We start from the raw sequence: 23,243 nt of genomic DNA on the forward strand, positions 1-23,243 counted from the left end.
GTAAGTCGGATCGATCACGAACCGCCCGTTCCGCCCGCCTCGCCCGGTAGCGTACGAATCCGGTACGGCATACGGGACGGGGGACGTGGTGGCGCGGGCGGGTTCGGGGCCGATCATCGTGGTGCTCGCCTCGTGCGGGCTGGTCGCTTCGTTCATGCAGACGCTGGTCATCCCGTTGATCCCGGCGTTTCCGAGACTGCTGGACACCACGCCGACCGACGCCTCGTGGGTTGTCACCGTCACGTTGCTCGCGGCGGCGGTGTGCACGCCGGTCGCCGGGCGGCTCGGCGATCTTTACGGCAAACGCCGGGTGCTGCTCGTGAGCCTCGGGGTGCTGATCGCCGGGTCCGTGGTCTCGGCGCTCACCAGTTCGCTCGCGCTGATGATCGTCGGCCGCGGGTTGCAGGGCTGCGCGATGGGCGTCATCCCGCTCGGCATCAGCATCATGCGCGACGAACTGCCCGCCGAGCGCGTGAGCGGCGCGATTTCGCTGATGAGCGCGACGCTCGGCGTCGGCGGTGCGATCGGGTTGCCGGTCGCGGCGATCGTGGCCGAGCACGCGGACTGGCACGTCCTGTTCTGGGGCGCGGCCGGGCTCGGGCTCGGTTGTGCGCTGCTGATCCTGCGGTTCGTCCCGGAATCGCCGGTGCGCACGCCCGCACCGTTCGATTTCCTCGGCACGCTCGGGTTGATCGTCGGGCTCACCAGTCTGCTGCTGCCGATCGTGAAGGGCGGCGAGTGGGGCTGGGGCAGTCCGGCGACGCTCGGGTTCGCCGCGACGGCCGTGGTCGTTCTCGCGGCCTGGGGCTGGTATCAGCTGCGCCGTCGTGACCCGCTGGTCGACCTGCGCGTTTCGGCGCGGCGGCCGGTGTTGTTCACGAACCTCGCATCGGTCCTCGTCGGCTTCGCGATGTATGCGATGTCGCTGTCGTTCCCGCAGTTGCTGCAGGCGCCTTCGGTTACCGGCTACGGCCTCGGGCTCACCATGGTGCAAGCCGGACTGTGCCTCGCGCCGAACGGCCTGGTCATGATGGCGCTGTCCCCGGTCTCCGCGCGGCTGACCAACCGCTACGGCGCGCGCGTCACGCTCATGACCGGCGCGATCGTGATCGCGGTCGGCTATGTCTTCGCGATTTTCCTGATGGCCACGGCGGTCGAGCTGATCATCGCGTCGGTGATCATCGGGGCGGGCGTCGGCATCGCTTACGCCGCGATGCCCGCGCTGATCATGAGCGCGGTGCCGGTCACCGAAACCGCGTCGGCGAACGGGCTCAACTCGCTCATGCGGTCCGTCGGCACCTCGACGTCCAGCGCCGTGATGGCCACGATGCTCGCCCACCTGACGATCACCGTCGGCTCGTTCACCGTGCCCTCGCTCGCGGGTTTCCGCGCCACGTTCGCGGTCGCCGCGGTCGCGGCGGTGGCCGGGCTGGCGTTGACCGCGGTGGTGCCGCGGTTCCGTGCCGCCAGCCCGGAACTCGCCCGGGTCTAGAGCCTCGTGAGTGTTGATGCCGGTCAGAACCGGCATCAACACTCACGAGTCAGAGCAGCGGGGGAACGGCCGCGTCGATCAGATGCGGCCCCGGTTCGGCGATCGCGCGCCGGAACTGTCCGGCCAGCTCCTCCGCGGTCGTCGCCCGGGTCGCCGGAACGCCCATGCCTTCGGCGATCTTCACGAAATCCAGGTCCGGACGGCCGATGTCCAGCAGGTCTTTCGCCCGCGGCCCGTCTCCGGACGCGCCGACGCGCTGCAGCTCCATCCGCAGGATCGCGTACGCGTTGTTGTTGAGCACCACCGTGGTGACGTCGAGGTTCTCGCGCGCCTGCGTCCAGAGTGCGGAGATCGTGTACATCGCGCTGCCGTCGGATTCGAGGTTGACCACCGGTCGCCTCGGAGCCGCGATCGCCGCGCCGACGGCCACCGGCATTCCGTAGCCGATCGCGCCGCCGGTCAGGGTCAGCACGTCGTGCCGCGGCGCGCCCGCGGTCGCCGCGGGGAGCATCAGCCCGGACGTGTTCGCCTCGTCCACGATGATCGCGTTCTCCGGCAGCAGCGCGCCGATCACATCGACCCAGTTCTGCACGGTGAGCGGACCGCTCGGCAGCTCCGGCCGTCCAGCCTCCCGCACAACCGGCTCGGTGTCCGCGGCGACCAACGCGGCGACCGCTTCCAGCGCGGCCGGGACGTCCTGTCCGACGTTCGCGAGGACGTGGACGTCCGCGCCTTCCGGGGTCAGCTCGCTCGGCATGCCGGGGTAGGCGAAGAACGACACCGGTGCCCGCGTGCCCGCGACGATCAGGTGCTTGATTCCGTCCAGCTGGTACTTGGCCTGCTCGGCGAGATACCCCAGCCGTTCGATGTTCGGCAACCCCGCGCCGCGCTCCAGCCGGGCGGGGAAGGTCTCGGCGAACACCTTCACCTCGGTTGCCGCCGCGATCCGGCTGGCCGCGCGCAAACCGGCCTCGCGGCAGGCGGATCCGCCGATCAGCAACGCCACCGGCTCGCCGCTGCGCAGCACGTCCGCGATCTTCTGCACGGTCGTCGAGTCGACCGCCTGCGGCACGCGCGGCGGAATCGGCTCGCACGTTTCACCGCCCTCGCCCCACGACGCGTCGGCGGGAAGGATCAGCGTCGCGACCCGGTCCGGTGCGTCCTGCGCCGCCGCGACCGCCGCCGCGGCGTCCGCGCCGACGTCCTTCGTGTGCCCGGACCGGCGCACCCAGCCTTCGAGCGAGCCCGCGATGGCGTCGATGTCCGACTCCAGCGGGGCGTCGTACTGCTTGTGATAGGTGGCGTGGTCGCCGATCACGTTGACCACCGGCGTGTGCGCGCGCCGCGCGTTGTGCAGGTTCGCCAGGCCGTTCCCCAGCCCGGGGCCGAGGTGCAGCAGCGTCGCGGCGGGCTTGCCCGCGACCCGCGCGTACCCGTCCGCGGCCCCGGTCACGACGCCCTCGAACAGCGCGAGCACGCCGCGCATCTCCGGCACCGAATCGAGCGCGGCGACGAAATGCATTTCCGACGTGCCGGGGTTGGAGAAGCACACGTCGACCCCGCTGTCGACGAGCGTGCGGATGAGGGACTGGGCGCCGTTGAGCGTGCTCACTGTGCTCACTTTCCGGTTTGCGCGAACAGAACGCCGGGATTCAGGATCCCGGCCGGGTCGAAGCTTTCCTTGACCCGGCGCAGCAGATCGAGCTTCGCCGGGTCTTCGAGCTTGGCGTAGTACTTGGTCTTGGTGCGGCCGAGGCCGTGCTCGCCGGAGATCGCGCCGCCCAGCTCGTACGCGTAACCGAAGATGTCGGTCAGCAACTGCGCGCGGGTGTCCGGGTCCTTGCAGAAGATCGCCAGGTGGACGTTGCCGTCGCCGGCGTGCCCACAGCCGATCGCGCCGCCGCCGGTCGCCATCGCCAGCTCGCGGGCTTTGGCCAGGAACTGCGGCATCGCGGTCCGTGGCACCACCACGTCGATCACGTCGTCCGCGCCCGCGGCTTTGGCGTTCCAGAAGGCTTTTTCGCGGGCTTCGATGAGCTTGCGCGCGGCTCCGCCTTCGAGCACGTACGCGTCGATCGCGCCGAGTTCGGTGAGCAGTTCGCCGAGCGCCTCGACGTCCTCGCCGAGCCGGTCGGCCACCCGGTTTTCCAGCGCCACGGCCAGATACGCCTGGGTCCGGTCGCGGATTTCCGCCGGGACGCCCAGTTCGAGCTTGTCGTTGTAGACCATCGCGGCCATCGTCATGTTGTCGATGTACTCGAGGATCTGCGGGGCGAGACCGCTCGCGGCGATCTTCGGCACCGCCGCCATCACCTGCTCGAAATCGTCGAACGGGGCCAGCACCGTCGCGCTGTGCGGCAGCCGGGGCTGCAGCTTCACGATCACCTCGGTCACCAGCGCGAGCGTGCCCTCCGAGCCGATGATCAGCTGGGTGAGGTCGTAGCCGCTGGAGATCTTCGACATCCGGCCGCCGGTGCGAACGATCTCGCCCGTCGCGAGCACCGCCTGCAAACCGGAGACGTTGCCGCGGGTGATGCCGTAGCGGATCGCGCGCATCCCGCCGGCGTTGGTGCCGACGGTGCCGCCGACGCTCGCGCTCAGCTCGCCGGGATAGACGGGGTAGGTGAGCCCGTGTTCGGCGGTCTTCGCGTCGAGTTCGGCCAGCGTGACGCCCGGCTGGACGACGGCGACGTGGTTGCCGTCGTCGATCTCAAGCACCGAGTTCATCCGCTCGAACGAGACGACCAGCCCGCCTTCGACCGGCCGCGCCGCGGCGGACAGCCCGCTGCCGGACCCGCGCGCGGTCACCGGGATGCCCTCGGCGGCGGCGATCTTCAGCAGCGCGGAGACTTCTTCGGCAGTGGCCGGCTTCGCGACGTACGCCGGTTTCTGGACTGGCGTGCTGAGTGCCTCGTCGTGCGCGTAGTCGTCGGAAATCGCGTCACCGGTCAGCAGGTTCCCCGCTCCGACGGCCCCTGCCAGCTGTGTTGCGATCTCGCTCATGCCACTCCCTCGTGCGCGTGCCTCGTGGCCGAAGCCTAGCTGTTCTGGCACGAGGCTGGCCATGAATAGTTTTCACGTTAGCCGACGCGGGCACGAAAAAGGCCACGCCGCGCGCGTGGCCAGGAAGGGGAGAGAACCCAAGCAGGGACCGGCCCGCGCCAACAGGCCGGCCCCTGGGTTAATCCTCGGTGCCGGTCAGACGAGCCAGCCGAGCACGTGCGCCAGGTGCGCGAGCAGACCCGAGATCAGGTCGTGGCCGTGGTGCACGTGCTGGGTGAACATCTGCATTGAGGGGCTCCTTGTTCGGATTGTTCTTACTTGGTGCTCTCGCGAGGAGCCAACGCAGATTTCCACCGGCCCGCTCGCGGTGTCAAAACGCGGGTTTCCCTGTACTGGCAAGGGATCGGCGGCCGGGGAATCTTCCCATGTTAAACATGTAAGGCTTTCGGGTTTGTCGCCGGGGGTGCACTGTGGACTCTTCGCCACGGTTCGTAGCGAACCCCGGCTCCGATCACCCTGGGTAGCAGACGCGCACTGCGGCAACCGGGCGGCGCGGCCCCTCGAACCGGTGAATGTGAGGCCACGATTGGTGAGTTGCCGAGGTTCACACCGCCGGGTGATCAGCGGGGGCTGGATCCCTTGTCCGGCAGCGAATATCGGGCCGAGTTCATGATCGCGGAGGGTTAACCCGGCTTCACTCCGGAGGAACAATCTGGCCCGATGGGGTTTTCTCGGCAGTGGGTGCGGGGTCGGCGGTGCGCGAGGGATCTGCCCTGCCGGTGGATCCGGCGCACGATGCGGAAGTCCGTGAGGGGCCCTTCGCGGGAATCTGATCCCCGCGAAGGACCCCTCACGGGCTTTGCGGGGGCGGTGCCGGGCGGGCTTTGCGGGGGCGGTGCCGGGCGGGCTTTGCGGGGGCGGAGTCCGGCGACCCGTCTCGTCGGCCGGTGCTGGGCGCTGCCTTGGCGAGCCATGCGCAACCGAGCGGCGCGCGGCTAATCCGGGGGCTCGTGAGTGTTGATCACGGTGAGAATTGTGATCACCACTCACGAGCCCACCTGCACGTCGCCGTCGGACGACCCGTCAGTCAGCTCGCGCGAACGACAGCGTCTCGCCTTCCACGCCGCGCAGCCACAGGTCCTGCGCGGCCGCGGCCATCTCGGACAGGCCTTCTTCGATCGTCGCGAACACGTTGCCGGGCACCCAGCCCGCGTCGCCGTTGATCAGCAGGTTGTTGCGGCCGTAGAAAATCGCGAGATCCGTGGCACCCTGGTCGCTGTGCGCCTCGCTGCCGTCGTCGTAGCCGTACGCTGGATTGCCGATTTCCCACGCCTCGAATCCGAAGTAGACGACATCGCCCGGAATCGGGGTGATGGTCGGATTCTCACGGCCCGGCTTAGGCTCCGCGAAGGGCGGCACGAGCGTGTAGACCTCGTTGCGCGCGTACTTCGCGTGGTAGGCCGAACCGCTCTGCGGCAGTGCGTCCCACACCGCCTTGCAGGTGCGCGGTGCTTCGTCGTCGAGCAGCCGGGCGCGACAGGTGACGCCGCGCTTGTCGAGGCTGATGGTGATGTAACGCGCCATGCCTCAGCTCCCCGTGACCGAAGTGACGACCTCGCCCCAGATACGCAGCGCGTCGTCGACCTGTTCCGCGTTGACGACCAGAGGCGGCACCATGCGCACGACGTTCGAGTACGCCCCACAGGTGAGCAACAGCAGTCCGCTCTTCGCGGCTGCCTGCTGCGCGGCCTGCGCGGTGGCTGTGTCCGGTTCGCCGTCCGCTGTAGTGAACTCAGTGCCCACGAGGAGCCCGAGACCGCGTACGTCGCCGATAGCCGGCGTCTTGTCCGCGATGACGCGCGCGCCCTCGAGAAGCTGACGGCCACGCTCCGCGGCGTTCTCGACCAAGCCTTCGTCCTGAATGACGTCGAGCGTCGCGATAGCCGCCGCGCACGACACTGCGTTGCCGCCGTACGTGCCGCCCTGCGAGCCCGGGTACGCCTTCGCCATCAGCTCTTCCGAAGCGGCGATGCCCGACAGCGGGAAGCCGCTCGCGAGACCCTTCGCGATCAGCACGACGTCCGGGTGGACGGCGAAGTGGTCGTGGCCCCAGAACTTGCCGGTGCGGCCGAACCCGGCCTGCACCTCGTCGAGCACCAGCAGGATCCCGTGCCGGTCGGCGCGCTCGCGCAGCCCGGCCATGAACGCGGTGTTCGCGGGGACGTAGCCGCCCTCGCCGAGCACCGGCTCGATGAAGAACGCTGCCGTCTCGTTCGGCGCGGAGACTGTCTGGAAGAGGTAGTCGAGCTCGCGCAGGGCGAACTTCGTCGCCGTCTCCTCGTCCCAGCCGTAGTGGTAGGCGTACGGGAACGGCGCGACGTGCACGCCGGACATCAGCGGCGAGATGCCCGCGCTGAACCGCGTGCCGGAGGTGGTCATGGCCGCCGCGGCGACCGTGCGGCCGTGGAAGCCGCCCTGGAACACGATGACATTCGGCCGCTTGGTCGCCTGCCGGGCCAGCCGCAGCGCGGCCTCGACAGCTTCGCTGCCCGAGTTGGCGTAGAAGAGCGAATCGAGCCCGGACGGCAGCACCTCGCCGAGCTTGCGGGTCAGTTCGAGCAGCGGCTGGTGCATCACCGTCGTGTACTGGCCGTGCACGAGCTTGCCGATCTGCTCGCGCGCGGCTTCGACCACGCGCGGGTGACAGTGCCCGGTGCTGGTCACCCCGATGCCCGCGGTGAAGTCGAGATGACGTTTCCCGTCCACGTCGTAGAGGTAAACCCCTTCACCGTGGTCGACGACGACGGGCGTTGCCTGCTTGAGCAGCGGGGAAAGCTGGGCCATGCGGCGCCCTCCTGGATGCGGGTGGAGACGGTTGTCGATTGTTGACAATATCCATAGCATGAGTTCGGGACAACAGGAACAGGAGCAACCTGGATGAGCGGGATCACCGAGAACGGCGTCGTGGACGCGGTCGGCAAGGAACTCTTCATCGGCGGCAAGTGGGTCGCCGCGCGCAGCGGGAAGACCTTCGACGTGCAGGACCCCTCCACCGGCGAGGTGCTGTGCCAGGTCGCGGACGCCGCACCGGAAGACGGTCTCGCGGCGCTCGACGCGGCCGTCGCGGCGCAAGCTGACTGGGCCGCGGTGGCCCCTCGGGAGCGCGGCGAGATCCTGCGCCGCGCGTACGACAAGCTCATCGAGCGCCGAGACGAGCTGGCGCTGCTGATGACCCTGGAAATGGGCAAGCCGCTGGCCGAGGCCGCCGGGGAAATCACTTACGCCGCCGAGTTCTTCCGCTGGTTCGCCGAGGAAGCGGTGCGGATCGACGGCGGCTACGCGGTGGCCCCGAACGGTTCGGGCCGGTTCCTGATCGCGCGCCAGCCGGTCGGTCCGACGCTACTCATCACGCCGTGGAACTTCCCGATGGCGATGGGCACACGCAAGATCGGCCCGGCCGTCGCCGCGGGCTGCACGATGGTGATCAAGCCCGCCGCGCAGACGCCGCTGTCGATGCTCGCGCTCGCCCAGATCCTCGCCGACGCCGGGCTGCCCGAAGGCGTGCTGAACGTCGTCACCACCAAGGACTCGGGCGGCGTGATGGAGCCGCTGATCCGCGACGGACGCGCGCGCAAGCTGTCCTTCACCGGCTCGACCGGGGTCGGGCGCAAGCTGCTGGAGCAGTGCGCGGAGAAGGTGCTGCGCACGTCGATGGAACTGGGCGGCAACGCGCCGTTCGTCGTGTTCGACGACGCGGATCTGGACGCCGCGGTCGAGGGCGCGATGCAGGCCAAGATGCGCAACATCGGCGAGGCGTGCACCGCGGCCAACCGGTTCTACGTGCAGCGCGGTGTCGCCGAGGAGTTCTCCCGCCGGCTCACCGAGCGGATGCAGGCGCTGCCGATGGGCCGCGGCACCGACGAAGGCGTCGTGGTCGGCCCGCTCATCGACGAGGCCGCGGTGAAGAAGGTGACCGAGCTGGTCAAGGACGCCACAGACCGGGGTGCGCGGGTGCTCACCGGCGGCTCACGCGTCGACGGTCCTGGGCACTTCTACCCGGCCACCGTGCTCACGGACGTTCCGGTGGACGCCCGGCTGGCCAGCGAGGAAATCTTCGGCCCGGTGGCGCCGATCACCCCGTTCGACACCGAGGACGAGGCGGTCGAGAAGGCCAACGACACCGAATTCGGCCTGGTGTCCTACCTGTTCACCAGCGACCTGAAGCGCGCGCTGCGGGTGTCGGAACGCTTGGAGGCCGGGATGATCGGCCTCAACCAGGGCATCGTGTCCAACCCGGCGGCTCCGTTCGGCGGCGTCAAGCAGTCCGGCCTCGGCCGCGAGGGCGGCACGGTCGGCATCGACGAGTTCCTGGAGACCAAGTACATCGCGGTGAGCCTGTGACACACCGGATTGCGAGCATTCCCGGCGACGGGATCGGGGTCGACGTCACGATCGAGGCGCGCCGGGTCCTCGACGCGGCCGCGGCTAAGTACGGATTCTCCTTGGAGTGGACCGAATTCGACTGGAGCTGCGAGCGGTACGCGAAGAGCGGCGCGATGATGCCGGAGGATGGGGTCGAGCAGCTGTCGGGTTTCGACGGCATCCTGCTCGGCGCGGTCGGCTTCCCCGGCGTCGCGGACCACGTTTCGTTGTGGGGCTTGCTGATCCCGTTGCGGCGGGCGTTCCAGCAGTACGTCAACCTGCGCCCGGTCCGGTTGCTTCCGGGGACGTCCTCGGTGCTGGCCGGGCGGAAGGCCGACGAGCTGGAAATGGTGATCGTCCGGGAGAACTCCGAGGGCGAGTACTCGGAGATCGGCGGACGGCACAACGCCGGGCGGCCGGACGAGTTCGTGCTGCAGGAGTCGGTGTTCACCCGGGTCGGGGTGGAACGGATCATCCGGTACGCCTTCGATCTCGCGCGCACGCGTTCCCGGCGCGTGACCTCGGCGACCAAGTCCAACGGGCTGATCCACTCGATGCCTTACTGGGACGAGATTTTCGCCGAGGTGGCGGCGCGGTACCCGGACGTCCGCGCGGAACAGTGCCATGTGGACGCTCTCGCCGCGCGGATGGTGCAGGCCCCGGACCGGCTCGACGTGGTGGTGGCGTCGAACCTGTTCGGCGATATCCTGAGCGACCTCGCGGCCGCGATCACCGGCGGACTGGGCATGGCGCCGTCGGGAAACATCAACCCATCAGGTGAGTTTCCGTCGATGTTCGAGGCGGTCCACGGCAGTGCTCCGGACATCGCCGGACAGGGCATCGCGAACCCGGTCGCCCAGATCCTCGCCGCGGCGATGCTGCTGGAGCACCTCGGGGAAACCGTTGCCGCACAAGCAATCCGCGCCTCTGTCGACGAGGTGCTGGCCGCGGGCGAAACGCGCACCCCCGACCTCGGCGGAACCGCTACCACAACCGCGCTCGGCACCGCGGTGGCCGCTTCGCTCCGCTGATTTTTCGTCGGTGCCGCGCGGTTGACTCTTCCCTGACCCGCCGACGGGTCCCGAGGGGAGGAGGAGCCGATGTGCCAGAGGTGCGAGGAACCGGAAAGACCGGAGGAGCAGTACCTGATCGAGGTGCTCGACGAGATCAGGGAGAACGGCTGGTGCGTCCAGGGCGTGCTGGGAACAGGTTCCCGGCCGCCCTGGGCCTACACCGCGGGCCTGACCGTGCAGGGCCTGCCTGAGCTGATTGTCACCGGATTGCTGCCGCACCGTGCGATGCGGTTGCTGAACGCCGCGGCCGAACAGTCGCTGTGCACCGGCCCGCCGGTGCCCGGGGAACAGTGGCTGCTGCCCCGGTTGCCGCGACTGGAGATCGTCCAGCTCAGTGCTCCCGCGGCACACCTGGATATCGCGGTGTGCTGTTACGGCACGGGAATCGAAGCCAGGCAGCTGGTCTACGCCGACTCGGCGGGCCGGTTCCCGTGGTCTCCGCAGTACAACTCCGGCCGCGGCGGACAGCCCGTGCTGGGGGTGCGTCGTGCCTGAGTTTTTTTTCTCGCTGTGCCAGGTTTTTCGTCGCCGGTGGCCGGTAGCATCGGAGCATGCCCGAACTTCTGGCCCCCACTGCCGGTCTGTACCGCTCATGGCTGGAAGCGCATCGCGAATGGGGCCCGGGTTTGCACGAGGACGGTTTCGGCCTGTCCGCGTCGGATCAGGTCGATTCTCCGGCTGGCTTCGCCGCCTGGGTCGGCTCATTGGCGCGAGACCGCGCCGTATACCGCTGGCTGGTCGAGGACGGACAGGTGCTCGGCGGAATCGCCCTGCGCACTGGACCGGCCGAGTATGTCCGATGGGCCGGACACCTCGGCTTCGGCATCCGCCCGTCGGCGCGCGGGCGTGGTCTCGCTTCCTGGGCACTGCGCCAGATGCTGACCGAAGCCCGGCGGATGGACCTGGCTCGCGTGCTCTTGGTGTGCGCGGAGGAAAACCTGGCTTCCGCCACGACGATCGAACGCGCGGGCGGAGTGCTGGAGGAAGTCCGCCAGACCGGCCGCGGACCGGTTCGGCGGTACTGGGTCACGGTGGGAGCCGCATCGTCTGGGGCTCCTTCGAGCTGACTGCGGGGCCGGTTTTCCCTGGCATTGTGGAAGCCGGGGGCGCTCCTCCCTTCTTCGCTGACGGCGATTTCGTGCCAGTCCGGGATGCCATCGGGCACAAGGAGCCGCGGTTGTTCAGTTATGCGAAGCGGATGGCGGTGGAGCGGCTGGAACTCGATACTCGCCTCACCGGCACGCCGGTGCCGAGCTGCCGAGACCTCAACGCGGATTCGGCCATTCCGTTGCTGCTGCTCACGTTGACCGGTGGCTCGGGTTTCGCGGCCTGTTGCGCGGCGAGTGCCGTCAGGATCGGCCAGCGGGACGGCGAGCCTGGCGAAAGAGAGGTCCTGTTCCGGGAGAGCGCCGCCTATCCCGCCCACGCGGTAAGGGGTGAAGCCGCCAAACCCGGCCAGGCGGCGTTCGGTCGGCCGGTGCCGCACCAGTTTTCCCGCGAGAAGCGGACCGCCGCGCGGTTCCCGCTCCGGCGGGAGCAGCGGGCCAGGTCAGGTGTGGAAGGGAGCGCGGCTGGCCGGGATTTCGTGTGCCCGGGCGGTGCGGGAGTGAGTTCAGGTGGCGTGCTCCGTCGCCGCGATCGCCGCACGGAGCGTCCGCCGCGCCTGCGCGATGTCCTCCGCTCGGCGGTCGAGTTCGCCGAGGTGAGTGCGCAGCGCACCCAGTACTCCCGGGCACGGACGCAACGAACCGTCCGCTTCCGCGCACGGCAGCATCCGCTTGATCATGCTGGTCGGCAACCCGGCCGCCAGCAACGCGCGAATCTGCCGGACGGTCTGCTCGGCGGCCGGAGCCTAGTCGCGGTAGCCGTTGGGCAGCCGATCCTCCGTCAGCAGACCGACGCGTTCGTAGTACCGCAGGAGCCGTTCGCTGGTCCCGGTGTGTTCGGCAAGCTGCCCGATTCGCATCGCCCCTCCGCTGAGCTTGACCTTGGCATGGTGCCAACGTTCAGCACTGGTCCCGGCGGCCGCATTCCGCGCGCCCAACCCGACCGGGAGCTGCTGTTGATCATCGACGCCCACAGCCACGTTCACGACCCAGTGCGCCAGCACCTCGCCCTCCTCGGCGAAGCCGGCGTCGACCGCGCCGTGCTCTTCGCGACCCGGCCGCACCCGGAACGCGACGTCGACCTGGCTTCGTTCCGGCAGGAAATGAGCGTGCTGGACGCCGCGCTCAACGGGCGCTCCGGCGAGGGCTATCAGTCCGCTTGGCAAGGACTGGACGCCGCGCTGGCCGCGCACCCCGGCCGGTTTCCCGGTTTCCGCTCGATCCGGCTCGACCTTCCCCCGGACGACATCGCCGCCGCGGTCGACTCCGCCGCCAGTGGCTTCCACGGAATCGGCGAACTGACGCCGACTCCCGGCGCGGCCGCCCGGATCGAACCGGTCCTGCGAGCCGCCACCGACCACAATGGACTCCCGGGTCGTGGTGCACGGCTCCGCCCCGACCACGGAAGACGATCTGTCCACCCTGGCCGCACTGGCCCGCCGCTACCCGGCCGTACCGCTGGTGATCAGCCAATTGAGCGGGGCCCATTGGCTCACCGCGATCGAGCTGTCCCGCGAAACGCCGAACGGCTACCTGGAACTGTCCGCCGCCAGCATCGTTTTCGTGGTCCGGCTGGGCATCGCCGAACTCCTGGACCACACCGTGTTCGGTTCGGACGCTCCTTACGGCGACCCGGCCCTGTCCCGCACGACTGTCGAACGCGTGACCCCGCCCGGAGAACTGCGCGCCCGCGTCCTGGGCGGCACGATGGCGGAGTTGCCGCGGTTGTGAACTCGGCTCCCGGCAGAGAGCGAAGCCCGGCCTGGCAGGGGAGGCTGGGCGGTGCGACGGGTTACCGCGCGGAAGCTGGCGCGGGCGCGATCAAGAAGCCGCCCGCCTCACTCCGCGGCCGCGGCTCCACCCTTCAAACTCCGCCCCGGAAGCAACCGGCTGATCGCGTCCTCCATGTGCGCGTCCAGCAAGTGCAGCGCAGTTTCCTCGTCACCCGACCGCAGGGTTTCAATGATCCTGGTGTGCTCCTCCAACCGATCCTCCACGCCCTGATACGTGCTCTGCAGCAGCGTGAGGCACATCCGCGTCTCGATCAGCAGCGTCCGCGCCATGCGCACCAGCCGTTTGCTGCCGGACGCATTGATCAGCGCCTCGTGGAACCGCAGATCAGCCTCCGACAACGCAGCCGGGTCGTCCGCGGCGGCGGCCATGTCGGCCACGTTCTGCTCCAGCATCGCCGCCACTGCCTCGCGATCTCCCCGGAAGGCGCAGAGCAGGGCAGCTCGTTCGACCGCCGAGCGGGCGAGGTAGATGTCGAAGACGTCCGCCGGTTCGAGGTCGATCACGAACAGGCCCCGATGGCGTTCGCTGCGCAGCAGACCCTCGGACACGAGGTGCTGCATCGCCTCGCGCAGCGGGCCGCGCGAGACCTGGAAGCGGGCGGCCAGGTCGGTTTCGCCGAGCTGGGTGCCCGGCGGCAGCGCGCCGGTCATGATCGCGTCGCGCAGCTGGCGCGCGATCACGGCGGCGGTCGATTCCCGGCTGACCGGTTCTATGTCAGGGAGTGCGACCACGGGTCAGCCCCTCGTCCGGAACAACGCGCCCAGCGAACGCACCAGCCTGCTCGCGCCGGTCAGTCGCAGGCCTTCCCACACCGTCACCTGGTTCGCGGTCAGCACCGGCTTGCCGAGCTTCGCCTCGATGTCGGTGATCTCGCCGAGCGTGCGCATCGCGGTGTCGGGCACCAGTACCGCGTCGGCGTCGGGATGGTCGTGGCTTACCGCGAGGTCCACCACGGCCTCGGGAGCGAGCTGGCCTACCTCGGCGGCGGTGTCGATGTCGGCGCTCGACATCGAGAGCACCTCGACGCCTCCCGCGGCGAGGAAGTCCACGAACAGCCGCGCGACGTCGTCGGGGTAGCTCGCGGCCACTGCGACTCGTTGCACGCCAAGGGCTTTCGCCGCGTGCACGAAGGCGAACGACGTGCTCGAAGCCGGCACTCCGGCGGCCTTGGCGAGCTGGTCGGCCTGGTTGCGCGCGCCGTCCCAGCCGTACACGAAGCTGCCGGACGTGCATGCCCACACCACCGCTTCCGGCTGGTGCTTCGCGAGCAGCCGGGCGCCTTCGGCGAGCCGGGTTTCACTGCCGAGGTCGAGCAGTTCCGGCACGGCGTGCAGGTCGGTGCCGTAGATGTGCGCGACCGGCAGGCTGATGTCGCCGTCGGAGCCGCCGAGAAGCTGTTCCGCGAGCGGGTAGTCGTCCTCGGCCGCGTGGTCGGGGTAGATGAAGCCGATCGTGGTCACGAAACCTCCGGGATGCGCAAATTGTCGACAATATTAGCGGGACCGGTCAAGACACCTCCCGCAGCCACTGGCCGGGTCCCACGATGGGCAGCCGCATCCGGCGCAGGCATGCCCACATCGTCAGCTGGTTGGCGGTCAGCACGGGTTTGCCGAGTGTCTTCTCCAGCGGTTCGATCAGGTCGAACGTCGGGAGGTTGGTGCAGCTGACGAAGATCGCCTCGGCGTCGCGGTGGTCCGCGGCCAGGATCCGCTCGGCAATGGTGCGGTAGCTGACCTTCCAGATGCCGCCGCCCAGTCCGAGATGGTCGCTGGACACCGTGGTCACGCCGACCTCGCCGAGGAAATCGTGGAGTTTGCCGGTGAGATCGGCGTCGTAGGGGGTGAGCACCGAGACCCGCCGCAGGTCGAGCTGGTGCAGCACCTCGACCAGCGCCCCGGAGGTGGTGACCGCGTCCGGCGCGCCCGCGTCGCAGATCGCCTTGGTGAGGGAGCGTTCGTAGTCGATGCCGTTCACGAAGCTGCCCGAGGTGCACAGGTACGCGACCACCTCCGGCTCCACGTGCAGCACGTCGCGCGTGGCCGTGGCGAGGTGCCTGCTGTCGCTCACCAGCTGTGCCATCTCCATGCTCACCGGAACCGGTTCGTAGGGGGTGCGGGCGAGATGCAGCGACACCTCCATCGGCACCCAGCGCCACAGCTCGCGCTCAAGCGCGAGGTCGAACGGCGCGATCACGCCGATGCCGCGCTGGGCGAGCGGGCCCTCGAACGCGAGGAAGTCCAGATCCAAGGTTCAGCCTCCGGAATACGCCTGTGCCGATGCCCGTCCGGTGCTCCGGGGGTGGTCCTCGGATTGTTGACAATCATACGAGCCACTTTTACCGTGTCAATCGTGATCGCCCCGGAAAACCCCGTACTGGCAGTGCTCTGCGGGGCAGACCATCCACCGGACATGGCCGCTATCGAAGACGCGGCGTCAGTTCGTTACACCGACGAGCGCGGCCTCGCCGGTGCGCTGGCCGGTGCCGACGCGCTCTTCGTCTACGACTTCCTGTCCGGAGCCGTCCCCGGAGCCTGGTCTGCCGCGGACCAGGTGAAGTGGCTGCACATCGCGAGCGCCGGCGTCGACCCGGTGCTGTTTCCGGGGCTGCGCGAGAGCGATGTCGTGCTCACGAACTCGCGTGGGGTGTTCGACGACGCCATCGCCGAGTACGTGCTCGGCGTCGTGCTGTCGTTCGCCAAGGACTTCGCGCGTTCGCTCGACCTGCAGCGCGCCGGCACGTGGAAGCACCGCGAGACCGAGCGGATCGCCGGGCGGGAGGTGCTGGTGGTCGGCACCGGACCGATCGGCAGGGCCATCGCGCGGATGCTGCGTGCGGCCGGGATGCGCGTGTCCGGGGCGGGCCGGCGGGCCAGGGCCGCGGACCCGGACTTCGGTGTCGTGCACGAATCCGCCGGGCTGACGCGGTATCTGCCCGAGTTCGACTACGTCGTCGCGGTCGCGCCGCTCACCGACCAGACCAAGGGTATGTTCGACGCCGCCGCGTTCGCCGCGATGAAACCGTCCGCGCGGTTCGTCAACGTGGGCCGCGGCGAGCTCGTGGTCACGTCCGAGCTGATCGCGGCGTTGCAAGCAGGCGAAATCGCCGGTGCCGCGCTCGACGTCTTCGAAACCGAGCCGCTGCCCGCCGAGAGTCCGCTGTGGACCATGCCGGACGTTCTGCTGTCCCCGCACATGTCGGGCGACTTCATCGGCTGGCGGCGGACGCTGGTCGAGGTGTTCGCGGGGAACTTCCGGCGCTGGCTCGCCGGGGAACCGCTGTGGAACGTCGTGGACAAACGGCTCGGGTACGTGCCGTCCGAATCGCAGGGAGGCGCCGGATGGGTGACCGGGAATTGACTGCCAGCGAACTCGTCGCCGCTTACGCCACCGGCGAACTGTCGCCGGTCGAGGCGACGAAAGCCGCCCTGCAGAACATCGAGAATCGCGACGGCGAGGTCAACGCCTTCTGCCTCGTCGACGCCGAGCGCGCGCTCGACCAGGCGAAAGCGGCCGAAGCCCGCTGGCGCGACGGGAATCCGATCGGTGCGCTCGACGGAGTCCCGGCGTCGATCAAGGACATCTTCCTCACCCAGGGCTGGCCGACGCTGCGCGGTTCCACGAGCATCCCGGTCGAGCAGCCTTGGGAGGTGGACAGCCCGGTAATGGCGCGGATGCGCGAAGCGGGCCTGGTCGTGCTGGGCAAAACGACCACGCCGGAGATCGCCTGGAAAGGCGTCACTGACAGCGCGCTCGCGGGCATCACGCGCAATCCGGTGAATCCGCGGATGACGGCGGGCGGGTCCAGCGGCGGCAGCGCGGCCGCGGTCGCCGCGGCGATGGGCGAGCTGTCCGTCGGCACCGACGGCGGCGGCTCGATCCGGATTCCCGCGTCGTTCTGCGGAATCGTCGGCATGAAGCCGACCCACGGCCGGGTCCCGCTGTTCCCGGCGAGCCCGTTCGGCCCGCTCGCGCATGCCGGGCCGATGGCCCGCAGCGTGGACGACACGGCGTTGCTGCTGGACGTCCTGGCGCTGCCGGACCACCGCGACCCGACCGGGCTCGCGCCGCCGATCAGCGCATACCGCGAGGCCGTGCGGCGCGACGTGCGCGGGCTCATCGCCGCGTACTCGCCGACGCTCGGTTTCGCCGAAGTGGACCCGGAAGTCGCGGCGATCGTCCAGTCGGCGGTGCAGTCCCTCGCCGACGCCGGATTGCAGGTGGAGCAGACCGACCCCGGCTTCGCCGACCCGAAGGACGCCTTCGACGTGCTGTGGTCCGCGGGCGCGGCGAAGTCCCTCGAAGCGTTCCCGCCGGGCAGCGAGTCGCGGATCGATCCGGGCCTGCGCCGCGTGTGGGAACAGGGCCGCACCTATTCCGCGGGCGACTACCTCGACGCCACCGCGGAACGCGCCGCGCTCGGCNCGCTCGGCATCCTGATGGGCGAGTTCCACACCCGCTACGACGTGCTGCTCACGCCGACCGTCCCGATCCCGCCGTTCGAGGCGGGCCACGACGTGCCGCCGGGCAGCGGGATGACCGAATGGCCGGAGTGGACGCCGTTCACCTACCCGTTCAACATGACGCAACAGCCCGCGATCAGCGTCCCGGCCGGGCGCACCGAATCGGGTCTCCCGGTGGGCCTGCAGATCGTCGGCCCGCGGCATTCGGACGACCTGGTGCTGGCGGTGGCGAAGCTGCTCGAGGAGGTCCGGCCCTGGGCCGCGCCGTGACGACGCGCGGCACCGTCCCCGGGTGCCAAGCTGTGGCAGGCTGTCGCGCATGACCGAGTTCACCGCGCCCATCGACGACCGCTGGTTCGAGGATTACCCCGAGGGCTCGGTATACGAGTTCGGCGACACGACCGTCAGCGAGGCGGAGATCATCGAGTTCGCCGGGAAGTACGACCCGCAGAGCTTCCACGTCGACCCGGTGGCGGCGAAGGAGGGCCCGTTCGGCGGGCTGATCGCGAGCGGCTGGCACACGTCGAGCCTGATGATGCGGATGTTCGCCGACCACTACCTGTCGTCGGTCGCGAGCCTCGGCAGCCCGGGCGTCGACGAACTGCGCTGGCCGCGCCCGGTGCGGCCGGGGGACCGGCTGCGGATGCGGGCGACCGTCACCGAGGCGCGGCTGTCGAAGTCGAAGCCCGGTCGCGGTCTCGTGCGCACCCGGATGGAGCTGTTCAACGGCGACGACGAGCTGGTGTTCAGCGCGAGCGCGGTCAACTTCCTGTCGGTACGTCCTGCCGGTTCGTGAGCTGCCGGATCTCGCGGCTGCACAGCGCGAGCCCGGTCGAGACGAGGATCAGCACACCACACGCGACGAGCACGGTTTCGCGGCCGAAGTGCTGCACGAGGGGACCCGCCGCGATCTGCCCGAGCGGCATCGCGGCGAGTGAACCCAGCATGTCGTAGGAGTACACGCGGGCGAGCCGGTCGGGCGGGATGTGTTCCTGCAGCGAAACGTCCCAGGCGACGCTGAACTGCTCCATCGCCAGCCCGGCCGCCAGCATCGCGATCAGCAGCGGGACGAGCGAGGGCCACCAGCCGAGTGTCAGCACCGGCAGCGCTTCCATCGTCACCAGCAGCACCCCGGCGAACAACGCGCGCCGCGGCCGCCAATGCGCGGCGACGATCCCGCCGGCCAGCGCGCCCGCCGTCTGCGTCGCCAGCGCCAGCCCCCATCCGGACCGCCCGAACGTCTCGTCCGCGACGACCGGCCCGATGACCACGAGCGTGCCGAGCCCGGCGGCGTTGACGAAGGCGAACTGCGCCACCACCACCCACACCCAGGTGCGGGACCGGAACTCGTGCCACCCGGCGACCAGCTCGGCGATCGGCCGGGCACCCGAAACCCGCTCGGCGCGCGGCAGCCGAACCGCGTGATAGGCGAGTGCGGCGGCGAAGAACAGCAGCGCGTTCACCGCCAGCGCCCAGCCGGACCCGGCCGCCGCCACCGCGACCCCGGCGACCCCGGCCCCGGCGATGCGACCGCCGTTGACCAGCAGCCTCAGCAACGCGTTCGACGGGGCCAGCAGTTCTCGCGGCACGGTCTGCGGAGTGATCGCCGCCGCGGCGGGCAGCGACATCGCCGAGACCGCGCCGTTGACCACGCTCAGCGAGACGAGGACCGGGAGGGAGGAGAATCCACAAAGGACACTCACCGCGATGAGCGCCTGGCTGAGCCCGGCGGCGATCTCGGTGCCCTGGAGGATCACCGCGCGCGGCAGCCGGTCCGCGAGGACCCCGCCGAAAAGCAGCAGCAGCACGTTCGCCAGCGACCGGGCCCCGACGACCAGCCCGAGATCGACCGCCGACCCGGTGCGGTCGAGCACCGCGAACGCGAGCGCGACCGGAGCGACCGAATTGCCGAAGGTCCCGAGCGTCCGCCCGGCGGCGAGGGCGCGGAAACTGCGGTGCCGCAACGGCTCCAGGAGGCTCACCGGCCGAGCCTCCCGCGGCCGTCAACCGAATAACCCGCGGCTGAGAGCGGCAAGCGGCGACGTCGGGTCCGGCTCGTGCGGACGAAGGTTCGTGAGGGGAACCCTCACGACCTGCCGCTGTTCAGAGGCCCGGCTGCCCCCGGCTCGCGAACTCCAGCTCGGCGAGCGCCGTGTCCAGATGCGTCAGGATCCGCTGCAGGTGCGGGACGCTGCGCCGGCACCCGGTGACGCCGAAGTCGAGATTGTCCCCGTTGCTGGTCAGCGTGATGTTCAGGGCTTGCCCGTCGAGCAGCACCGACGCCGGGTAGATGCCGTCGAGCGCCGCACCGTTCCAGTACATCTGCTTGCGCGGGCCCGGCACGTTCGAGATCACCAGGTTGAACGGCGGCCGCGTGTTGCCGACGACTCCGGGGATCGGCGACGCGCCCAGCTGGGCCACGTTGATCCCGGACAGCAGCAACGTCTGGAGCGGCGAGAGCTGCGAAAACAGCTTCTTGCCATTCGCCATCGATTCGGAGATCGCGGCCAGCCGCTGCGCTGGATCGGTCAGGTCGGTGGCGAGGTTGCACAGCAGCGCGCCGATGTTGTTGCCGGTCGCGTCGCCGGAGTCGCGGCGGCGCAGCGACACCGGGACCATCGCGACCAGCGGCGCGTCCGGCAGCGCGCTCTGCTCGATCAGGTAGTCGCGCAGCGCGCCGGAGCACATCGCGAGCACGACATCATTGCGGGACACACCCGCGGCGGTCGCGACCTCGCGCACCCGCTCGATCGGCCAGGACTGCGCGGCGAACCGGCGCGCGCCGCCGATCGGCACGTTCAGCATCGTCTTCGGCGCCTGCATCGGCAGCGTGAGCCGGTGCTCGCGGAACGCCTCGCGCGCCACCTTCGCCGCGGCCGGCGCGATCCCCGCGATCTGCTCGAACGTCTTGCCCACCAGGGCGAACGGCGACGCCGGGGCCCGGCCGTCGTGGTTCGCGGCGGGCTTGTCGCGCGAACCCCACGGCGGCGGACAGTCCAGGTCAGCGGGGTCGTCGGACAGCGTGCCCTGCAGATGCCGCAGCGCCGAAACGCCGTCCATCAGCGCGTGGTGGATCTTCGAGTACACCGCGAACCGGCCGTCGCGCAGTCCTTCGATGAGATGCGTTTCCCACAGCGGCCGGTGCCGGTCGAGCAGCGTGCTGTGCCAGCGCGAGGTGAGTTCGAGCAGCTCGCGGACCCGGCCCGGTTGCGGCAGCGCGGAATGCCGGAAGTGGTAGTCGAGCTCCAGGTCGGCGTCGCGGGACCAGCGCACGTGCCCGACGGTGTTCACCGGACGGCTCGGCCGCATCCGGAACACGCCGCGCATGTTGTCCGATTCGAGCAGGGACCGGCGGAGATCGCGCAGGTAGTCCTCGCCCGCGCCGTCGGGTTTGCCGAACAGCTGGAGCCCGCCTACGTGCATCGGGTGCTCGCGGGTCTCGACCATCAGGAACATCGAGTCGGTCACCGGCATCAACGGCATTCGGCCACCCCTTTCCGCCGCCTTGGGGACCTCGGCGTCCCCGGCACCCGGAGTGTACGCACGAAAAAGGCGGTGCCTCGGATCTCGCGGCCAGGTGGGGGACAGCCGGGCCGCGCGGCGATGACAAACCCTGTCCGGTGACGTGTCTGCAGCTGCTTACGCGAGGCGGATACCATCGCTGGCGTGGCAGGACGGACTGGAGCTCAGCAGCTGGGGGACACGCTCACGGCTCTCGGGACCGAGGTGGTGTTCGGCCTGCCGGGAGTCCACAACCTGCCGCTGTGGGAGGCGTTGGCCGACACCGGGATCCGGCTCGTCAACGTCCGGCACGAACAAACCGCGGGGTACGCCGCAGACGGTTATGCGCGCAGGACGGGAAAACTCGGTGTCGCGCTCGTGACCACCGGCCCCGGTGCGGCGAACACGCTCGGTGCGGTCGGCGAAGCGATGGCCTCCGCGGCTCCGGTGCTCGTGATCGCCACGGACATTCCGTCGACGCTGCGCCGTCCGGGTGTCGTGCGCGGAGTGCTGCACGAAACTTCCGACCAGCAGGCGATGTTCGCACCGGTGACGAAAGCCGGTTTCACGGTGCACCGCGCGGACCAGATCGCCGCGACGTTGCACCGCGCCGCCCGGCTCGCGCTGATGCCGCAAAGCGGCCCGGTGTATTTGGGTATTCCGACCGATTTCCTCCGCGAGGCCACGCCGCCGCGCGAACCGCCCGCGCCGCCCGCCGAACGCGTGCTCGACCTGCCGGACCTGCCTCGCGCGGCGGAGCTGCTGGCGTCCGCGCGCCGTCCGCTGATCTGGGCGGGCGGCGGTGCGTTGCGCTCCGAAGCGGGCGAAGCGATCGGGCAGCTGGCTGAGCGGCTGGCCGCGCCGGTGCTCACCACCTTCGGCGCCCGCGGCCTGCTGCCGCCCGAACATCCTTGCCTGGCCCCGAATCCGGTGCACGCGCCGGAGGTCGGGCAGCTGTGGGACGAGGCCGACGTGGTGCTCGCGATCGGCACCGATTTCGACGGCCTGATGACGCAGAACTGGCTGATGCCCGCGCCGCCGAAGCTGATCGCGATCAACGTCGACGCGGGCGACGCGGCGAAGAACTACCGGCCGGATGTCACCCTGGTTGGCGACGCCCGCCGCGTCGTCGAATCCCTGCACCCGGAAACGCGGCCCGGCCTGGACGAACTCACCACCCGGCTGGCCGGCATCGGCCGCCGGGTGCGCAGGCGCATCCGCGACGAGGAACCGCAGGCCGCCGACTTTCTGTCCACTTTGGAGGAAGTGCTCCCGGCGGACGGGACGATCGTCACGGACATGTGCGTCGCCGGGTACTGGATCGGCGGCTTCCATCGGGTCCGCGCGCCGCGGCGGCTGGCGTACCCGATGGGCTGGGGCACGCTCGGCTACGGCTTCCCGGCGTCGCTCGGCGCGGGCGCGGCAGCCGAGGCGGCGGGTGGCGGGCGCGTCCTGTGCGTCACCGGCGACGGTGGTTTCCTTTACGCGGTAGGGGATTTGGCGACCCTCGCCGAGGAACAGCTGCCGGTGACGGTCGTGGTCGTCGACGACGGCGGCTACGGCATGCTGCGCTTCGACCAGGACCAGGAAGGCCTGCCGCACCGCGGCGTCGACTGGGACAGCCCGGATTTCGTCGGACTGGCCCGTTCGTTCGGGGTGCACGCGGACCGGGTGTCCGGCTTCGGTCGCGCCTTTCGCCGTCTGCTGAGCGAATTCGTGGAGTCGGACGAGCCGAACGTGCTGGTGGTGCGCGCGAAGCTCAAGCCGCCGCTGAACACCTCGCCGCGGTGGTACCGCAAACCGCGCGGCTGAGCGGCGAACGCTCCCGCCGCGACTCCCGCATACGTCCGTGAGGGCCACCCTGAGGGAATCAGATTCCCTCAGGGTGGCCCTCACGGCGGTGAAAGTGGCGGCGGGGAAGTCGGGGTCGGGCTATCTGCCGTCCCGCAGGGAACTGGCCATGTTCCGCAGGATCCGGAACGCGTCCGATTGCTCGGCCTCGGTCAGCCCGGACAGCATCCTGACCTCGACAGCCCGTACCGCGGCGCTCGCCTTCTCCAGGTTCCGCCGCCCGCGCGGCGTGAGACGAGTGGGAAGAGCCTTCCCGACCGGTGCCTCCGCGGGCCTGGTCACGTAACCGTCCCGTTCCAGAGCCTGGAGCAGCACGTTCATCGACTGCCGGGTCACGAACGTCCCCCGCGCGAGTTCGGAGTTCGACAGGCCCGGCCGCTGCGCCAGCAGTTCGAGACAGGAGTAGTGCGTCACCGTCATCCCGAGCGGACGCAGCACCTCCTCCATAGCCGCCCGCAGCGCGCTCGACGTCTCTTTCAGCAGGTAGCCCAGTGACTTGTTCAGGTCGACACCGCCACGGTCTTGACTCATGTCAGGATTC

22 protein-coding genes are annotated in these 23,243 nt (G+C 69.8%); 10 read left to right on the top strand and 12 right to left on the bottom strand.

Annotated elements, in window-relative coordinates; all coding sequences use genetic code 11:
- The first annotated feature begins 13 nt into the window (after positions 1-13).
- Positions 14-1,492 (top strand): MFS transporter, encoded by a 1,479-nt coding sequence (locus A4R44_RS03110; protein WP_369805819.1) that lies wholly within the window; start codon positions 14-16, stop codon positions 1,490-1,492.
- A 49-nt stretch (positions 1,493-1,541) separates the two neighbouring features.
- On the opposite strand, the gene A4R44_RS03115 is transcribed toward A4R44_RS03110, so the two are convergent.
- The 4 genes from A4R44_RS03115 to A4R44_RS03130 all read right to left on the bottom strand — a co-directional run bounded on the left by A4R44_RS03115 (position 1,542) and on the right by A4R44_RS03130 (position 7,339).
- Positions 1,542-3,104, bottom strand: a complete 1,563-nt coding sequence (locus tag A4R44_RS03115) for an acetolactate synthase large subunit (protein ID WP_067576180.1) — start codon at positions 3,102-3,104, stop codon at positions 1,542-1,544.
- Positions 3,105-3,109: 5 nt separating this feature from the next.
- Positions 3,110-4,495 (bottom strand): FAD-binding oxidoreductase, encoded by a 1,386-nt coding sequence (locus A4R44_RS03120; RefSeq protein WP_067576181.1) that lies wholly within the window; start codon positions 4,493-4,495, stop codon positions 3,110-3,112.
- A 1,083-nt stretch (positions 4,496-5,578) separates the two neighbouring features.
- The gene (locus tag A4R44_RS03125) at positions 5,579-6,079 is read right to left on the bottom strand and encodes a DUF3830 family protein (RefSeq protein ID WP_067576183.1); all 501 of its coding nucleotides are present in this window, start codon (positions 6,077-6,079) and stop codon (positions 5,579-5,581) included.
- Between the two features lie 3 nt (positions 6,080-6,082).
- On the bottom strand, positions 6,083-7,339 hold the full coding sequence (locus A4R44_RS03130) for an aspartate aminotransferase family protein (protein WP_067576185.1): 1,257 nt from the start codon (positions 7,337-7,339) through the stop codon (positions 6,083-6,085).
- Between the two features lie 93 nt (positions 7,340-7,432).
- On the opposite strand from A4R44_RS03130, the gene A4R44_RS03135 reads away from it, so the two are divergent.
- The 4 genes from A4R44_RS03135 to A4R44_RS03150 all read left to right on the top strand — a co-directional run bounded on the left by A4R44_RS03135 (position 7,433) and on the right by A4R44_RS03150 (position 11,057).
- Entirely contained in the window at positions 7,433-8,896 is a 1,464-nt protein-coding gene (locus A4R44_RS03135; protein WP_067576187.1) for an NAD-dependent succinate-semialdehyde dehydrogenase, read from the top strand.
- Positions 8,893-9,948 carry a tartrate dehydrogenase gene (locus A4R44_RS03140; RefSeq protein ID WP_067576188.1) on the top strand — a complete coding sequence of 352 codons (1,056 nt, stop codon included), beginning with the start codon at positions 8,893-8,895 and terminating at the stop codon, positions 9,946-9,948. The genes A4R44_RS03135 and A4R44_RS03140 overlap by 4 nt, the downstream gene beginning before the upstream one ends.
- A gap of 69 nt (positions 9,949-10,017) precedes the next feature.
- On the top strand, positions 10,018-10,485 hold the full coding sequence (locus tag A4R44_RS03145) for a DUF4262 domain-containing protein (RefSeq protein WP_067576190.1): 468 nt from the start codon (positions 10,018-10,020) through the stop codon (positions 10,483-10,485).
- A gap of 56 nt (positions 10,486-10,541) precedes the next feature.
- Complete coding sequence (locus A4R44_RS03150) at positions 10,542-11,057, top strand: GNAT family N-acetyltransferase (RefSeq protein ID WP_067576192.1); 516 nt, start codon at positions 10,542-10,544, stop codon at positions 11,055-11,057.
- Between the two features lie 545 nt (positions 11,058-11,602).
- On the opposite strand, the gene A4R44_RS52155 is transcribed toward A4R44_RS03150, so the two are convergent.
- The gene (locus A4R44_RS52155) at positions 11,603-11,812 is read right to left on the bottom strand and encodes a MerR family DNA-binding protein (RefSeq protein WP_338080336.1); all 210 of its coding nucleotides are present in this window, start codon (positions 11,810-11,812) and stop codon (positions 11,603-11,605) included.
- Positions 11,813-11,842: 30 nt separating this feature from the next.
- On the bottom strand, positions 11,843-12,382 hold the full coding sequence (locus A4R44_RS52160) for a MerR family DNA-binding transcriptional regulator (RefSeq protein WP_338080331.1): 540 nt from the start codon (positions 12,380-12,382) through the stop codon (positions 11,843-11,845).
- Positions 12,383-12,458: 76 nt separating this feature from the next.
- Between A4R44_RS52160 and A4R44_RS48770 the strand changes: the two genes are divergently transcribed.
- Positions 12,459-12,827, top strand: coding sequence for an amidohydrolase family protein (locus A4R44_RS48770; RefSeq protein WP_198545143.1), 369 nt, complete (start codon positions 12,459-12,461; stop codon positions 12,825-12,827).
- 107 nt (positions 12,828-12,934) lie between these two features.
- On the opposite strand, the gene A4R44_RS03165 is transcribed toward A4R44_RS48770, so the two are convergent.
- The 3 genes from A4R44_RS03165 to A4R44_RS03175 are packed head-to-tail and all read right to left on the bottom strand — an operon-like array spanning position 12,935 to position 15,137.
- Positions 12,935-13,621 (bottom strand): GntR family transcriptional regulator, encoded by a 687-nt coding sequence (locus A4R44_RS03165; protein WP_067576194.1) that lies wholly within the window; start codon positions 13,619-13,621, stop codon positions 12,935-12,937.
- Positions 13,622-13,624: 3 nt separating this feature from the next.
- Positions 13,625-14,350: an aspartate/glutamate racemase family protein gene (locus A4R44_RS03170; RefSeq protein ID WP_067576196.1), complete on the bottom strand. Its 726-nt coding sequence runs from the start codon at positions 14,348-14,350 to the stop codon at positions 13,625-13,627.
- 46 nt (positions 14,351-14,396) lie between these two features.
- Positions 14,397-15,137: an Asp/Glu/hydantoin racemase gene (locus A4R44_RS03175; RefSeq protein WP_067576198.1), complete on the bottom strand. Its 741-nt coding sequence runs from the start codon at positions 15,135-15,137 to the stop codon at positions 14,397-14,399.
- A gap of 162 nt (positions 15,138-15,299) precedes the next feature.
- Between A4R44_RS03175 and A4R44_RS03180 the strand changes: the two genes are divergently transcribed.
- From A4R44_RS03180 to A4R44_RS03190, 3 genes are all read left to right on the top strand, one after another.
- Positions 15,300-16,247 (top strand): D-2-hydroxyacid dehydrogenase, encoded by a 948-nt coding sequence (locus A4R44_RS03180; protein ID WP_067576587.1) that lies wholly within the window; start codon positions 15,300-15,302, stop codon positions 16,245-16,247.
- Complete coding sequence (locus tag A4R44_RS03185; RefSeq protein WP_067576200.1) at positions 16,229-17,620, top strand: amidase; 1,392 nt, start codon at positions 16,229-16,231, stop codon at positions 17,618-17,620. The genes A4R44_RS03180 and A4R44_RS03185 overlap by 19 nt, the downstream gene beginning before the upstream one ends.
- Positions 17,621-17,669: 49 nt before the next feature.
- Entirely contained in the window at positions 17,670-18,146 is a 477-nt protein-coding gene (locus A4R44_RS03190; protein WP_067576203.1) for a MaoC family dehydratase, read from the top strand.
- On the opposite strand, the gene A4R44_RS03195 is transcribed toward A4R44_RS03190, so the two are convergent.
- Complete coding sequence (locus A4R44_RS03195) at positions 18,112-19,332, bottom strand: MFS transporter (protein ID WP_067576204.1); 1,221 nt, start codon at positions 19,330-19,332, stop codon at positions 18,112-18,114. The genes A4R44_RS03190 and A4R44_RS03195 overlap by 35 nt on opposite strands.
- A gap of 121 nt (positions 19,333-19,453) precedes the next feature.
- Positions 19,454-20,833: a wax ester/triacylglycerol synthase family O-acyltransferase gene (locus A4R44_RS03200; protein ID WP_067576206.1), complete on the bottom strand. Its 1,380-nt coding sequence runs from the start codon at positions 20,831-20,833 to the stop codon at positions 19,454-19,456.
- Positions 20,834-21,016: 183 nt separating this feature from the next.
- Between A4R44_RS03200 and A4R44_RS03205 the strand changes: the two genes are divergently transcribed.
- A complete protein-coding gene (locus A4R44_RS03205) occupies positions 21,017-22,663 on the top strand; it encodes a thiamine pyrophosphate-binding protein (protein WP_067576208.1) in 1,647 nt (548 codons plus the stop codon).
- A gap of 120 nt (positions 22,664-22,783) precedes the next feature.
- Here the strand turns inward: A4R44_RS03205 and A4R44_RS03210 are convergent, their stop codons facing one another.
- The gene (locus tag A4R44_RS03210; protein WP_067576210.1) at positions 22,784-23,233 is read right to left on the bottom strand and encodes a MarR family winged helix-turn-helix transcriptional regulator; all 450 of its coding nucleotides are present in this window, start codon (positions 23,231-23,233) and stop codon (positions 22,784-22,786) included.
- Between the last annotated feature and the right edge of the window lie 10 nt (positions 23,234-23,243).

It is taken from the genome of Amycolatopsis sp. M39 (assembly GCF_001651785.1).
Lineage (GTDB): Bacteria > Actinomycetota > Actinomycetes > Mycobacteriales > Pseudonocardiaceae > Amycolatopsis > Amycolatopsis rubida.

Bases quoted from the DNA above. Each gene is read 5' to 3' on its own strand.
- A4R44_RS03120 (WP_067576181.1), bottom strand. From the start codon at position 4,495: ATGAGCGAGATCGCAACACAGCTGGCAGGGGCCGTCGGAGCGGGGAAC.
- A4R44_RS03125 (WP_067576183.1), bottom strand. From the start codon at position 6,079: ATGGCGCGTTACATCACCATCAGCCTCGACAAGCGCGGCGTCACCTGT.
- A4R44_RS03130 (WP_067576185.1), bottom strand. From the start codon at position 7,339: ATGGCCCAGCTTTCCCCGCTGCTCAAGCAGGCAACGCCCGTCGTCGTC.
- A4R44_RS03135 (WP_067576187.1), top strand. From the start codon at position 7,433: ATGAGCGGGATCACCGAGAACGGCGTCGTGGACGCGGTCGGCAAGGAA.
- A4R44_RS03145 (WP_067576190.1), top strand. From the start codon at position 10,018: ATGTGCCAGAGGTGCGAGGAACCGGAAAGACCGGAGGAGCAGTACCTG.
- A4R44_RS03150 (WP_067576192.1), top strand. From the start codon at position 10,542: ATGCCCGAACTTCTGGCCCCCACTGCCGGTCTGTACCGCTCATGGCTG.
- A4R44_RS48770 (WP_198545143.1), top strand. From the start codon at position 12,459: ATGGACTCCCGGGTCGTGGTGCACGGCTCCGCCCCGACCACGGAAGAC.
- A4R44_RS03180 (WP_067576587.1), top strand. From the start codon at position 15,300: ATGGCCGCTATCGAAGACGCGGCGTCAGTTCGTTACACCGACGAGCGC.
- A4R44_RS03190 (WP_067576203.1), top strand. From the start codon at position 17,670: ATGACCGAGTTCACCGCGCCCATCGACGACCGCTGGTTCGAGGATTAC.
- A4R44_RS03200 (WP_067576206.1), bottom strand. From the start codon at position 20,833: ATGCCGTTGATGCCGGTGACCGACTCGATGTTCCTGATGGTCGAGACC.
- A4R44_RS03210 (WP_067576210.1), bottom strand. From the start codon at position 23,233: ATGAGTCAAGACCGTGGCGGTGTCGACCTGAACAAGTCACTGGGCTAC.